Here is a 14646-nt window from a genome sequence, read left to right as displayed (position 1 = left end):
GTTCCCGTTGAAGCTTTTCAGGAGCTTCCTTGATAAAGCTTTGGAGCTCATCAATCTGAGCTTGGAGCGCGTCTTTTTTGCGCTCGATCTCAGCAAAGTTTTCTTTGTTTTTTGAGCCGAACATGGTTTAGCGAACTAGATAGACAACAAAACCAATCAAGGCAGCGAGGATCAATGGAAGGTTGAAAGCGAAGCCTTGTTTAAAATGACTCAAAAATTCGCTCTGAACGGCTGAGCCTTTGCTCGTTTTTTTCTTTTGATTCGGGCTAAGAACCCCAGCACGGCGTCCACCACGGAAATGTTGAATAGCTTCCTCGTACTCGTCTTCTGCGTGGTCGAGCATGGAAATCGCGCGGTTGAGTTCGATTTTTAAATCATCACGAGTCCAGCTTTGTGGATTCAGTTCGTCGATCTTTTTCTGATGGTCGGCAAAACATTGGCGGGTCTGCTCTAGGTCTTCCATCTCCTGGCGCATATCGAAGATCTCTCGGTCAATTGCTATGAGAGAGGTCGTCAAACGGTCGTTGATGTCATTCTGACCAGATAAAAATTCTTCTTTACGCTCATTCAGTTCTTCGAGTTCAATTTTTTGTTGTTCTATGAACTCTTGTTGCTGCTGAAGTTGTTCTAACTGCTGTTGAGCCGCGATCATTTTACCTTCAAAGTCTTCCGCTAGCGGGGATGAGCCAGACTTGCTGTCGGCTTTCATTTCCATTTGAGTGGGAGTAACATTGAGGCGCTGTGGGCGAGTTTCGGTGAGACGTGACATGGTTTTTGGGATGGCAAAAAATCTAATGACTCATAACTAACAAATCAAAAGTAGTTTGGCTAGATTATTATTTAAATAATCTTTACTAAATCACTGTGGTTGAGTCGTCCATGAAAAAGGGCAGGTTGGCTGTGGATTATTGTCAAAAAAATGCACTTCACCCCTTGCATCCAAAAGAAGTAAACATACTGTAATGGCACTATGTTATTACCTACTTACTTGACCGACGAAATCATGTTGCATCCAGAGAAGCGTGAATTTCCTCCATTCTCTGTGAGCAAACTAATGCGAAACGTGTTCGAGCCAACAGAAGGATGTCGGGTATGTATTCTGGTTGATTTCGATGAGCCTCAAAAGTGGATTAAAGATTTTGCATTTTTAGATATCGCCGAATTCAGTGTTCAGCGCAAGGCTTACGAAAACTTCTATCAAGCCTTCAAGAACGGAGTGATTGATGAGCTAGGTATGAGTGGTGGGGAAATGTTCGCCTATTATTGCACACACGGATCAAACCTTGACCTGCGCGATGAGTGTTTCGATACCGACGGCAACCAGCTTTCCTTGGATAAGGATGTTTATGCTAATTACGACATAGTTCTGTGTATCTCGACATGGAGTGCAACCGCTCCGCTAACAGCTAAGTGTAAAGAATACGGATTTCGCGGAGCGACTATGCATGGGATGAATGACGTCATTCTAAACTCAGGTTTAGCGGTGGATTACAATGAGGTGTCGGCTGATGCGGAAAAGGTACGGAATGTCATGAATAATGCTGACTCTATAGAAATTGATTTCGCACTAGAAGATGGTCGAGTCCTCACTGCCTGGTTGGGCTTAAATAAACAAGAGGCGCAAAAATCTCATGGACTGTGCAAGGGGCGGACTCCCGATGTTGCAAATTTGCCAGCTGGCGAAGTGTACTTTGTGCCTAGTGATGCGCGAGGGGAGTTTCCGATGAAGTACGAGGACGGAACTCTCGGAGTGCTCACAGTGGTCGATCGAAATATAGTCAAATCGACTTTGATCGAGGGTCAGCAGTCAACAATCGATGAGCACAATGCCCGCTTAGCTGATGATCCCATGACTGGCACTCTTGGTGAGTTGGGATTTGGTACTCAGGTTTTGCCAGTCTCTTACCAGGATATTCAGGATGAGAAGGTTTTGGGAACTTGCCACTTAGCGACCGGACGTGATGACCATCTCGGTGGTGATATCGTACCTGATATGTTTAAAAAGCATGAAAATAGCACCCACGATGATATTCTCTTTGCACCACACAAGACTCCAAATTTTAATCTGAGCGAAGTCCGCATGCAGCGTGACGGGGAAGAAGAAGTGATTATTGAAAACTTCCGTCCTAGCCCATTCATCATGAAAGCTCTCCGTGGCTAAAATAGCTTTTGTTATGCAAGATTACGAATCGCAGCAGTTGCTTAATGAATACTTGCTCATGCATTATGGGACAAGTGAGGAAAGAATGCCTTGGACTCTAGGGGGGATTGGTGATCTCGATTTCGTGAGTAGAACCGTCGAGTTTTTCACCCAAAAAAGAGTCAACTTAAGTCTCGACCTTGGTTGTGCAGTGGGGCGCTCTAGTTTTTTGCTGAGTAAAACATCGGATAAAGTGATTGGGGTAGATTTTTCTCAGAGTTTCATCGATGCGGCCAATCAAATGAAAGATCGGGGGCAGGTTGCTTATGAAATTAAAGAAGAAGCAGACAGGTCAGTTGATGCCATTGCCCATATCCCGGAGGGAGTAGCATCGGAAAAAGTAAGTTTTGCTCAGGGGGATGCGCTAAATTTGCCATCTGGCTTTAAAGGGTTTGATAGAGTGCATGCTTCGAATTTGTTGTGCCGATTGCCAGATCCAATGCTGTTTCTTGATAGGTTGCCACAGCTAGTTAAGACTGCTGGGGAAGTCGTTTTAGCTACTCCGTTCACATGGTTAGAGCAATACACACCGAAAGAACATTGGCCGGAAGGTGATAGCTGGGAATGGTTACAGGCAATCATGGGCGAGCATTTCATTCTGAAGCAGGAGACTGACGAACCTTTCCTTATTAGGGAGCATGCCAGGAAATTCCAGCTCGGAGTTTCCAAGATTAGCGTGTGGCGGAGAAAGTAGTGCAGTGACCTTCTATCAGCTCTTGAGCGAGCGTGTAGCCTCGTCGCTCGGATTTCGAATCTTTGGATTGGTGGAAGAGTTGTTTGATGCGTTCAACTCCACGAGAGCATACGTAGTGAATAGTGGTAAGCGCGTGCTTTGGGTCTTTTTGCAGTAGGCTGTCGGTGCGAGAAACTGCGCAGCTCATAGCAAAGAGTTCGGTGGCGATGTCTACATAGCAGCTAAGTAAAAGTTGGCGTTTTTCTAGCTTTGGCCCGTTGAGGATCATAGCGTGGAAGAGAGCTCTGGAGAGTTTCCTAGAATATTTTTCGATGTGTTTGTAGTGACGCTTCAGGCGAGGATGGGTGCCTACTGGGACTTCAAGGCAGAGGGGCATCCAGCGCAGTGGGTACCAGACAGCGTAGTGCAGACCAGCTTTGATTGCTGCAGGGATGCGCTGGCTCATTGGACTGCGCGTGTCTATAGCTGCGGCACCTTGACGAAGGTGTGGGTCTAGCGCTTCGCGCGCGATGAAGAGTTTCATGATCTCAGAGGAACCTTCGAAAATTGTATTGATTCGGCAGTCACGCATCATGCGTTCGATTGGGTCGGCAACTTCGCCACGGTTTTTAAGAGAGCTAGCAGTTTCATAACCTCGACCACCTTTGATTTGCATGGTTTGGTCAACCCCGTGCCATGCTGCTTCGGTGCCCCAGAGTTTTGCCATGGCGGCTTCGATTCTGATGTCGGACTTTTTGTCGCGATCAACTAAAGCTGAAACATAAAGAACCATAGATTCTGTGGTGAATTGGTCAGCACTGAGGTCTGCAATCTTTGCGGCAATGGCGGCATGTTTGCCAATAGCAGCCCCCCATTGTTCACGGCGGCTAGCCCAAGTTAGAGAAATTTCAAGACAGCGCTGAAGGGCACCGGCGCATGCCGCTGGGAGTGTGAGCCTCCCAGTGTTGAGTGTGGTGAGGGCTACTTTGAGTCCTTTTCCTTCGGCTAAAACGATGTCGTCTTTTGGTATTTTAACATCGGTGAAGCGGATCACACCATTGTACAGAGCTTTGAGCCCCATGAAGCGACAGCGAGTGATTACCTCGACTCCGGGATTCGTGACGTCGACGATAAATGCCGTAGATGCATAGGGTTTCTCTGGAGTAGGGGTTTTGGCCATGACAACCAAATGGGATGCTTTTAGGCCATTCGTGCACCAGAGTTTTTCACCATTTAGAATCCAGTGGTCACCACTGGGATCGAGGATAGCAGTTGTTTGCATTTTTGCTGGGTCAGAGCCAACGTCTTGTTCGGTGAGGGCGAAAGCTGAGACGTTTCCGCTTGCAAATAAAGGTAGATATTTTTCTTTTTGCACATCAGAGCCAAATACGATCAGGGGCTGAGGCACGCCTATTGATTGGTGGGCTGAAAGGAGAGCTGTTAGGTTGCCGCAATGCGCGCCTAGTACCATAGCCGCACGTGAATAATTTGTCTGGGAAAGCCCTAGTCCTCCGTACTTTTTTGGTATCTTGATGCCAAATGCCCCTAACTCAGCGAGACCCTTAAACACACTGTCTGGAATTTCTCCGTCAAGGTCGATTTGGTCTGGGTCTGTGTGCTCTTTGAGAAAAGTATCAAGCTTTGCAGTAAATTGGTCACCAGCCAACTTGTCCTCGGTGGCCTGTTCTGGGAATGGTGACAACCTTGAGAGCTTTGGAAAACCCATGAAGAGTGATCCAGCAAAGCCTCTAATTTCTCGTGTGTCGCGTGAGTCTTCAGCCATCTCTAAGGCGGCCCGTTGGCCGGCGCTCATGGTTGAGGTGTCGATTATGGATTTATTTGGCATTTTTTTGTTGAGTTAGAGAGCTAGTAAAAGGTTCTATTAAGGAGGTTGGTGTCGTGGGCGTGGCGCAGTGGACCACCACGGAAGGGAGCGTAGCCGGTGCCCATGACCATGGCGAAATCGATATCAGCAGCCGAATCGGCCAAACCTTCATCTAGGCAACGAGAGGCCTCTTCGCTTAGTAAATAAGCTAGTTCATCTCGAATTTTCAGGGCAGATGATTGCGGTGAAGCTCCAGGTTGGATAGTCGGGTTGGGTTTGGTTTTTCCTTTTTCGTAGAGATAAAACCCTTCGTTGGATTTTTTTCCTAATAGCCCTTTCGTAACGAGGTCCGTCAAGATGCTTGGAATCTCCATTCTATCGGGGAAGGCAGCAGAAAGTGTTTTTGCAACATGGAGCGAGACATCCAGACCTACTTCATCGAGTAATCTCAGCGGGCCCATTGGCATGCCGAAGTCTACCATGCAGTTGTCTATCGTTTCAGGGGCGTGCCCTTCGCTGAACAGTTGTCCTGCTCTGACGAGATAAGGCAGGAGGATGCGATTGACTAAAAATCCTGGTGAGTCATTTACGACGACAGGCAGTTTCCCTATAGATTGTATGAATCTAACGGCAGCAGCTAGAGTTGAATCCGAGGTTTGTGGAGCTCTGACGACTTCTACCAATTTCATTCGTGGTACTGGATTAAAAAAGTGCATGCCTACGAGGCGCTCGGGGTGTGTGATATGTTCTGCTAGCTCATGGATGGGGAGTGCTGAGGTGTTGGTAGCTAAGATGGTGTTAGGGGATACTTGCTCAGTGAGATGGGCGAAAATTTTCTTTTTTAGTTCCAGATCCTCGGTGGCAGCTTCGATGACAATTTCTCGGTCGTTGAGTGGCAGATCGGCAGTGCTCGCTGTGATTCGATCGAATCCAGATTTTGCTGCAGTTTGGCTGAGGACGTGGCGTTTTACTGATGCGTGATAGAGCGACTCTATCGTTCCCATTCCATGAGCGAGGGCATCTGAGTTGATGTCTTTGAGGAGAACTTGGCATTTTCGAGTAGAGAGCCAATAGGCAATGCCCGAGCCCATGACCCCTGAGCCAATGACTGCCGTGTGGTTGATGATACACGGCATTTGTTCTCCTATTTTTAGTTTCTTGGCTCTTTCTGAAGAAAAGAAGAGGTTGATTAGATGGCTGGCTTCAGGGCTCTTGCTTAGCTCTTTGATTGCTTCACGTTCGTTGTCGAAACTTTCGTGCTTACTGACACGTACTCCAGCGCAAATAACGTCAACGGACCGGTTGAGTGCGGGGTAAAGGTGTCGAGTTTTTTTGTAGAGGCTGTCATGAGCTTGTTTTCGGATCAGAGCAACCGTCAATGGATTGTGTTCTAACAGGTGAGCTGGGAGCTGGCGTTTTGGCTTGCTACTAAAACTTGAGGCATAGTGAATAAGGTGTTGCTGTGGGCAGATACCGTCGATAATGCCTTTTCTGAGGGCTACTTTTACTTTCATGATTTTTCCAGAAAGAACCAAAGGCAAAGCTTTACTCAAACCCAACAATGCAGGGAGCCTGGTTGATCCGCCCCAAGCTGGTAGGATGCCGAGCTGTGTCTCAGGTAAGCCAATGCGTGAACAAGAAGCATCGGACGCAATTCGGTAATCACATGCAAGTGCGAGTTCAAGCCCACCACCAACGCAGGCCCCATGAATTGCAGCAATGGTGGTGATATGAAGATCTTCTAATTTGCAGAAAACTGACTGACCTAGTTTGATTAGGCTTTCAAGTTCGTCTTCACTTGCTGTTGAAAGTGTTTTTAGGTCGGCTCCTGCGATGAATATATTTGGTTTATTAGAGCGTATTATAAGAGCTGTTAGTTTTGAACATTTTGAGATTCCATCAAGTTGTTGGTTGAGCTCAGCCAACACATCACGGTCAAATATGTTAGCTGAAGAATCTTTGCGATCAAAGATGAGGTGAGCAATGGTGCCGTGTGTTTCTAATTTAAGATGCATGTTAGGTTATCCTTTCTATCCAGAGAGCTGCGCCTTGGCCTCCGCCAATGCAGAGGGTGGTGAGAGCGTGTTGTTGCTGTTTCTCTCGGAGTTGGTCTAGGACTGAGAGAACGAGCCGTGCTCCGGTGGCACCCACTGGGTGACCTAAGGCGATGGCGCCTCCTCGTCGGTTAAGTTTATCGAGAGGAATTTCACCAAGTTTCGAATCGAGCCCCGCTTTCTTAGCGAGCACTTCAGAGTCACTCACTTTGATACAGGTGAGGGTTTGGGCTGCGAAGGCTTCATTTATTTCAATGATGTCAGCTTGATCGAGCCGTAAGTTTGAGTCCTTAAAGAGCTTCTGCATGGCGAAAAGTGGACCTAAGCCCATGCGTGACGGGTCACAGCCAGCGTATGCATACCCCCGAAGTCGACCGATAGGTTCTATGCCTAATTCTTCTTTTATCTTGATCGATCCGACAAGGAGGACGGCTGCGCCATCAGTGATTTGTGAGCTGTTCCCAGCGGTCACAGATCCCGTGTTTTTTTCAAAAACAGGTCTGAGTTTGGCTAGCTTTTCTAGAGAGGAATCGGCACGGATTCCATCATCTGATTCAATTGATTTACCGCGCGTGTAGACTGGGGAAATTTCTTGGTTGAGCTGCTTTTGATTCTCTAGGGCTAACGTGTGGGAATTGACGGCGAAGGCGTCTTGGGCATCCCTGCTGATGTCGTACTCCCGCGCAAGAATTTCAGCAGTTTGACCCATGTTTATTCCGGTGACTGGGTCGGTGAGTCCTAGTCGAAGACCGATGAGTGGGCTGAAGTCTTTAGGTCTAAACTGAAATGCAGCGTTTAGTTTGGCGAGGGGACCACGTGCTCTCGCTAACCTGGAAAATTTCTGAACTGCTGATTTTCGGAACAAAACATGGGCGTTACTCATGCTCTCGCATCCGCCAACGACGAAGAGTTGTCCTCGTCCAGAGTGCATTCTCTCGTAGGCTGAAGTGATGCTTTCCATGCCACTGGCGCAGTTGCGGTGGACAGTGGCGGCGATCACTGAGTCTGGAATACCTGAGCGCAGTGCTATCACGCGTGCTATGTTTGCCGAATCTGCTGGTTGGCTGACACAGCCCATAATGACCTCGTCAATCAAGGCAGGATCAACGCCAGTATTTGCGAGGAGTGAGCTGACGGCACTTTTACCAATGTCAGCCGCGTCGAGGTGGTCCATGGCTCCTCCCATTTTAGTGAAAGCAGTTCGGGTGTATTTGTAGATATAGAGCATGGTTTTATAGTGGTTAGGTCGGACGATTGTCTATGACTTTGACTTCTTTGAGTTCTTTACCCACTGCTTGTAGCTCGCGCATGTCCTCCCAGCTGTGGAATTGAATCGAGTTGGGGCTGAGTTCGGTCGTGTCTTTCAGTTGCTGGGTGATGCTGACTCTGAGCTCTTCCTCGGTGACGGCCATTGAGACGACGTGAATATGGATTTCATCGATCCCCAGCGGATCATCGTTTTCTTTTCTTAGTTCAACTTGCCAAGCACCGACGCCCTCTGTGTCGTCAAGCGCGTGCTCGAGGGAGTTAAAGTCGACGAGTGTGCCTTTAAGTTTACCTAGCTGAAGTCGCTTGATGTCCGAGACTCGGGATATTTTACCCAATAGCCTTGGGCATGTGCGACCGCAGTGAGGGCAGGGCTTGTAGGTTATTCCGCCCTCTGAGATGTCTCCAGTCCGGTATCGTAGAACGACGGACCCGCGTGCGTTGAGTGGGGTGAATACAATTTCTCCTGGAGTTTCGTCTGGGACGCGCTCACCAGTCGTGGGGTCGATGATTTCAACAAAGGCCAGATCTGGGTAGAGGTGGAAGCCACTTGGAGCTTCGCCTTTGGGTGGACAACATTCGCTGAAGGCTAGCTTGGCCTCGGTAAATCCATAGGTGGAGATTACTTCCACCTCTTCAGAGCCCATTGAGGCGCATAGTTGCTTAAGTTTTTTCCGCATACCTATAGGGACTTTTTCACCTCCAAGGACCAAACGTTTGAGTTTGGTCCAGCGCATTTCATGTTCTGAGGCGTATTGCAGCAAGTGATAGAGAAAGGTAGGCATAGCGATGATACCTTCAGGTTGGATCTTATTGATGGCCTTGGCATTGCCAGAAGTCCCCATGACTTTTCCGCCACCGGTGCTAAGGACAAAGCATGTGTTTCCTAGAGCAGCGTACCATGCTTGCCAGAAGGCTAGGTGGGGGGCAAAGGGGAAGGCGTTGATGACTCTATAATCTGAGGGGGTATTGCTGAGTTGCATTAGGCGTAAACCGCTTGCTTCTAAGTTGGCTAAATCTTGTTTAGTGTAAAAAAAGGGAATTGGGTCGGCTGAGCGACCAGTGGTTGAGGTCATGTGGATGGGTCTGAGCTCATCCGCTAAGGCTTGTTTTAATCCACGCGGTCCGTGGCGTAAGATTTTTAAAAATGTGCCGACTTGTTTTTTGAGAATAGCTTCATCAGGAATGAGGACGAAATCTCGGGCCTCTCCAAGGTCGCGTTTGGACGTGAAGGGGAGCTTCACTAGGTCATCCGTGCTAAGAATGTCCTCTGCAGTGAGTTCTTGCTGTTGGAAGATTCTACTGTAGTGGGCCGAGAATGGAATGACTCGGTCTTTGAGGAGTTTGTGGAGAAGTACGGACTGGCGTTTTTTTATTTCGTCAGGCGACGCGCTTTCCCACCAAGGATTTCTCGGTGATTTCATCGTCGTTGATTGGTATGGGGGCTAGAAGCTTTTTGATTTCAGGCAGCGCCTTGAGCGTCTCTTTTCTCCCTAAATCAATAAAATTTTCAAATTCGTGGTATTCGTGCCACTGGCTACCGAGAGAAACTGGATGGATTGCAACATCAGCTCGTAGGCACGAATCATGAGCCATGCGGATTTGAGAGGCTCGGAGTGAACGTCTGAGGTTGTCGATTATGTTCCCTTTAGCGCCAGGGTTGATTTTGCTTCCTAATATACCGAGTGCGCGTTGCCACCACGACTCTAGCTCGACTTCAACTTCTTCTGTCACTGTTGCCTCTGCAGCGCTGTGGATGTCAATATCTTCCAAGGTGGGTACCGTGCTTACGGCTATCACGTAATCGACATCAGTAAATTTCTTCAACGCACCAACTGGGACTGGGTCAACTACTCCACCATCTGTACAACGCATTCCGCCAATTTCGACGGGCACGATGATGCCAGGCATTGCGCATGAGGCGTGAACAGCATCTAGAATACTCCCCTTGCGGAAGACGATGCGCTCATAGGTGTCGAGGTTTGCAGCGATCACTAGCAACTGTCGCTCGGATTCTTCGAAAGTAGCGGGCCCGATCGAGCGGGCCAATTGGGCTTTCACTTTGTTACCGTAAAAAACTCCTCGAATTGGAGGAATCACTGGATCGGCTAGTTTTCGCATGGTCGCGGGATCCTGCATTTCCGCTGCGAGCTTGAGCATTTGTTCTGCGGTGTGCTTGGTCGCCCAGAGTGATCCTACGTACGCACCCATACTGGAACCCGAGACAGCATGAATGGGGATGTTGTTTTCCTCTAGTACCTGCATGACCCCTAGATGAGCGAGCGATTTTGCCCCACCTGAAGATAGTGCTAGGCCTATTTTAGGAGGTCGAGTATTGTTTGTGGTGGGGTCATTTCTCTCATCGGCGAGCCACGGGTTGATGCGCTTTAGAAAGGAAAGAATTTGCTGTTTAGTGCTCGCTGATTCTGTAGAAGGTTGAGGCATGAGAACTCGATAAATAAAAAGAACTAAAATATAATGTAATCTGTTGTTGATTCATCATCAAGCATTTTCGTTAGTCTAGCGTGTTAGGCGAGTTGCCTCATACATAAGGACAGTCTAGCTATTCATGACTATGTGTGAATAAAATACTGAAGAATACACGCTACAAATGCGGGAGAGATATGCTCGCATGACTGGCCGAATATCTAGAATAAGATGGCTAGATGAGTTCCTTGAGGTTAACGGCTTGGAGCGAAATTATGCCACCAAGTTGACCCTCGGGCAAAATCGAATATTCGGAATAAAAGGTTAGCGAGGTGCCCGAGCTCAATATAATCAGGCCACCATAGCCCGCCTAAGGTGTTAAAATGCTGGTCGAATCTCGCGCTGAAAGCTGGGCAACGAGTGAGCCAAGGTGAACCAGAGTTGATACCTTCGTAGATTGAGGAGGCAATATGAGTCTTAGCTTTATGTGGATTGTCACTAGTGTTGATGTAACCAGCAGGTGGACACTGCTCCGAGTTATATGGTATAGGGCGGCAAGCCTTTTTACAGGCTTTGGAGTTAATTTATAAGAGCTAATCATTTAAGTCATTAGCGTTAGATAGCGATAATGGAGGCGAATTTATAAATAGCCTTGTCTACCATTGATTAAAGAAAAACGGGGCCCGTATTGTAAAAGCGATCGGGCCTATGTTGAACAGAAGAACGACATACACATGTTAGAGGAGTTCTTCGATTTGATCGTCCTTCCTATCAAGATTAACTAGCAGATATTAACGATTTTCTGAAGCTGTAGATGCTGTGGAAGAACCCCCATAGAGCTACAGTGAAGCAGGATAGCAGAATACGAGAAGGGCTAAACATATTAGCCGTCAATCAAAGATTAGCCACTCACCATCTCAGCGATTACAAGTGAGCGGTAAGCTGTCAAATGAATACTCGTCGTTGATCAAGCATCAGCGCTCGACAAATAATCCATTTAAGATGAGAGCCTAGGCTCGAAAGGTGGCAGACGCCTTTTGGGCGAAGCAAGAACAGCTAACCAAAGAGGATATGCTAGAGTCGCTCGCCTCGAACAAAAACCAAAGAAGCTAAGAGTGTCCTAATTATGAGGCAAAGCTATCAGAAGTGACTAAGGGCTTCGGTGTGTGCCATTTATGAGGCAACAGGTAGATGGGGTATAAGAAAAAGTCGTACACTGTGAATGGTGTACGACTGGTGAAAATCTCGGCTGGGGTGTGTCTCTAAGTTGAGGAATCACCACGCGCCATAACCACTTTCCCTGTGCGTACTGTCTCGATAATTTCAAAGTCAGAGAACATCCTAGTTGCGGCATCGAGCTTCGCAGTTTCTCCAGAGAGCATAGCAATCATAGAAGTAGGAGTTAGATCGACAGTTTTACCACTGAAGTGATCGATGACTTGTAGTGCTGCAGTGCGTGATTCGGTGTCAGCCACTACCATTTTAACGAGTAAGAGTTCTTTGACAATTGAGTCATCAGCATAGTGTTGCACACAGTGAATGACATCGATTAGTTTTGATACCTGTTTGATAATTTGCTCAAGACCGTTAGATGAGCCGGTGATGCCGATAGTCATCCGAGAAAATCGGTCGTCACGTCCTTCTGAGACGACAAGAGAGTCGATGTTAAACCCTCGACGAGCAAACACCTGAGTGATGCGCATAAGCACACCTGGAGTATTGTTAACAAACACCGAGAGAGTGTGGCTACTCAAGTCTGGTAAGTCGTCAGAAGGTGTGTCTGAAGTGATGATTTTTTGGGACATGTTGAAATGAATGTTGGGTGGTGAAGTAAGAACTATGTAGAGCCTGTAGGCTTAGACATCTTGTGTTTAGGTGGCTCAATGAGCATCTCCTCAAGAGCTGCTCCAGCTGGGATCATTGGGAAAACATTATCACTCTTGATACACTCCGCATTGATGAGGATTGGGCCGTCGTTGTATTCAAGGGATTGTTGTACAATACGTTCGACATCGGCTGGTCGTTTGATGTTGAGGGCCTTGATGCCGTAGGCGTTGGCTAGTTTGACAAAGTCGGGGTTTCCTTCGAGATCAACACCGGAGAGACGTCCATCAAAGAAGAGTTCTTGCCACTGGCGAACCATTCCCAAGTAGTGGTTGTTGAGGACCACGATTTTGATTGGGAGTTTGTGGATTGCAGCAGTTGCGAGTTCAAACAAAGTCATCTGGAATCCACCGTCGCCACAGAACGTGATTACTTGGCGCTGAGGACAAGCAAATGCCGCCCCGATGGCAGCCGGAAAGCCAAAGCCCATCGTTCCTGCTCCACCAGAACTGAGCCATGAATGCGTTTTAGCATTACGGTAGAACTGAGCTGCCCACATTTGGTGTTGGCCTACGTCAGTCGTGACAATTGCTTCACCTTTTGTTTGCTTCCAAAATTCTTCGATAACCTGCTGCATGCGGAGGCCTCCTTGTTTGCGAAAGCTGAGAGGGTATTTCTTTTTATAGCTGTCTAGGTGGGTGTTCCAGTCTTTGTGTTGAGCAGGTTCGACTTCTTTTAAAAGCTCAGTGAGAGCGGCTTTAGCATCGCCGATGATTTCTGCATCAGGAACGATCATTTTCTTCATTTCTGAAGGATCTATATCAATATGAATGATCTTGGCGTCCGCGCAAAACTTGTCTGGCTGTCCAATGATTCTGTCATCGAATCGTGAGCCAATGTTGATGAGTAGGTCGCACTCGCAGACTGCCTTGTTAGCGTAAGCTGTGCCGTGCATTCCTAGCATTCCTAGAGAGCGAGGATGGGACTCAGAGATAACGCCCTTACCTAAAAGAGTGTTAGTTACCGGGCAATCGATTTTGCCGACGAGCTGGAGGAGTTCGTCTTGAGCTCGAGCGATCATACAGCCTTGGCCAGCTAGAATCAATGGTCGCTGCGCCTTTTTGATGAGCTTTACAGCTTCACGAACAGAAGTAGAATCAATGCTCGAAGCTGTCTCAGGATTGTACCCAGGGAGGTCGAATTCCTCGTTCTTCTTCAGCTTGCCGGTAAAGGGAGCTGAGCTGATGTCTTTCGGGATATCGATGAGAACCGGACCAGGGCGACCAGTGGTCGCGATATGGAAGGCTTCACGAGCAATTCTAGGTAGGTCATTGGTTTTCTTCACTAGGTAATTGTGCTTAACCACAGGAATTGTGATACCGAAAATGTCTGCTTCTTGGAATGCGTCTTTACCAAGCATCCAAGTAACTTGCTGTCCACAGATAACGATCATAGGAACCGAGTCCATTTGAGCAGTCATTAGACCGGTGATGGTATTGCCAGCGCCAGGCCCTGAAGTCACTAGAACTACTGCTGGCTTACCCGTTGCGCGAGCATAGCCATCAGCCATGTGGCAGGCGCCTTGCTCGTGACGAGCTAGGACGAATTTGATGTTCGACTTGACTGTCTCCAGCGCGTCAAAGATAGGGATTGCCGCACCGCCTGAGTAACCGAAGATATATTCAACTCCAAGGTCATCGAGAGTCTTGATCAGAGCCTGTGCTCCGTCTAAATTTTGCTTAGCCATAGTGAAAATTGGGTTGTTGGGTTGAATGTGGCACTTTTCTATGAATAGTAAATCTCATAATGATCTAAAAATGGTGATATGTCACACATGTGTGTGATTGTTGATTTATAAATCGGTGTTTTTTGTGTAAGTTTGTCGTATTGTATGTGTAGGGTTATTAAAGGTTTGGTTGTTTACCGTGCAGCGGCTGTGGTAAAAAAAATCTCAAATGTGGTGTTGCCAAGAGAGAGTCGAGCACTATAGTGGCGACCACTTCAAGGGGGGTGTAGCTCAGCGGTTAGAGCAGGGGACTCATAATCCCTTGGCCGAGAGTTCGATTCTCTCCACCCCTACCAATTTAAAAGCCCTTATCCACATTTGGATAAGGGCTTTCTTGTATCCTGGAGTTGTTGGTGCATGTTGTGCTTCATGCCTAAATTACGGCCTATTTTAGTCCACTTTGAAAAAATAACCAGCGGGCTTCACACACACACATTCTCTCTCTCACTCTCTCTCTATATATATAGTGAGCAAATTATGAATTCAGGCTTTTGGCTGAGGCTGATGAGCAGCCACATTTAAGCAGCCTAGATAGCTAACGAACCCTGCGTGTTGCGATTGAAGGGCACACCTAAACTATTTTGATGCAGT

The 14646-nt window shown here is 47.6% G+C and carries 10 protein-coding genes and 1 tRNA gene; 3 read left to right on the top strand and 8 right to left on the bottom strand.

Annotation, left to right across the window (positions count from 1 at the left end; all coding sequences use genetic code 11):
* Nucleotides 1–127 precede the first annotated feature (127 nt).
* The gene (locus ABGY95_RS08925) at nt 128–769 is read right to left on the bottom strand and encodes a hypothetical protein (RefSeq protein ID WP_347441329.1); all 642 of its coding nucleotides are present in this window, start codon (nt 767–769) and stop codon (nt 128–130) included.
* A 201-nt stretch (nt 770–970) separates the two neighbouring features.
* Between ABGY95_RS08925 and ABGY95_RS08920 the strand changes: the two genes are divergently transcribed.
* A complete protein-coding gene (locus tag ABGY95_RS08920; RefSeq protein WP_347441328.1) occupies nt 971–2161 on the top strand; it encodes a hypothetical protein in 1191 nt (396 codons plus the stop codon).
* The gene (locus tag ABGY95_RS08915) at nt 2154–2894 is read left to right on the top strand and encodes a putative 4-mercaptohistidine N1-methyltransferase (RefSeq protein ID WP_347441327.1); all 741 of its coding nucleotides are present in this window, start codon (nt 2154–2156) and stop codon (nt 2892–2894) included. Before ABGY95_RS08920 ends, ABGY95_RS08915 begins: the two co-directional genes overlap by 8 nt.
* Here ABGY95_RS08915 and ABGY95_RS08910 read toward each other — a convergent pair.
* The 7 genes from ABGY95_RS08910 to ilvB all read right to left on the bottom strand — a co-directional run bounded on the left by ABGY95_RS08910 (nt 2872) and on the right by ilvB (nt 14016).
* Complete coding sequence (locus tag ABGY95_RS08910) at nt 2872–4719, bottom strand: acyl-CoA dehydrogenase family protein (RefSeq protein ID WP_347441326.1); 1848 nt, start codon at nt 4717–4719, stop codon at nt 2872–2874. The two genes, ABGY95_RS08915 and ABGY95_RS08910, sit on opposite strands and share 23 nt — an antisense overlap.
* Before the next feature lie 20 nt (nt 4720–4739).
* Entirely contained in the window at nt 4740–6713 is a 1974-nt protein-coding gene (locus ABGY95_RS08905; RefSeq protein ID WP_347441325.1) for a 3-hydroxyacyl-CoA dehydrogenase NAD-binding domain-containing protein, read from the bottom strand.
* A 1-nt stretch (nt 6714) separates the two neighbouring features.
* On the bottom strand, nt 6715–7980 hold the full coding sequence (locus tag ABGY95_RS08900) for a thiolase family protein (RefSeq protein ID WP_347441324.1): 1266 nt from the start codon (nt 7978–7980) through the stop codon (nt 6715–6717).
* 13 nt (nt 7981–7993) lie between these two features.
* Nucleotides 7994–9442 carry an AMP-binding protein gene (locus ABGY95_RS08895; protein WP_347441323.1) on the bottom strand — a complete coding sequence of 483 codons (1449 nt, stop codon included), beginning with the start codon at nt 9440–9442 and terminating at the stop codon, nt 7994–7996.
* Nucleotides 9399–10463 (bottom strand): patatin-like phospholipase family protein, encoded by a 1065-nt coding sequence (locus ABGY95_RS08890; protein WP_347441322.1) that lies wholly within the window; start codon nt 10461–10463, stop codon nt 9399–9401. The genes ABGY95_RS08895 and ABGY95_RS08890 overlap by 44 nt, the downstream gene beginning before the upstream one ends.
* Before the next feature lie 1244 nt (nt 10464–11707).
* Nucleotides 11708–12250: an acetolactate synthase small subunit gene (gene ilvN, locus ABGY95_RS08885; RefSeq protein ID WP_347441321.1), complete on the bottom strand. Its 543-nt coding sequence runs from the start codon at nt 12248–12250 to the stop codon at nt 11708–11710.
* Between the two features lie 32 nt (nt 12251–12282).
* Nucleotides 12283–14016: a biosynthetic-type acetolactate synthase large subunit gene (gene ilvB / locus ABGY95_RS08880; protein WP_347441320.1), complete on the bottom strand. Its 1734-nt coding sequence runs from the start codon at nt 14014–14016 to the stop codon at nt 12283–12285.
* 259 nt (nt 14017–14275) lie between these two features.
* Here ilvB and ABGY95_RS08875 point away from each other — a divergent pair.
* A tRNA-Ile gene (locus ABGY95_RS08875) sits at nt 14276–14351 on the top strand.
* Nucleotides 14352–14646: the final 295 nt, after the last annotated feature.

The sequence above is a fragment of the Rubritalea sp. genome, assembly GCF_039830215.1.
Classification (GTDB): domain Bacteria; phylum Verrucomicrobiota; class Verrucomicrobiia; order Verrucomicrobiales; family Akkermansiaceae; genus Rubritalea.
This window is presented reverse-complemented; position numbering and strand designations above follow the sequence as displayed.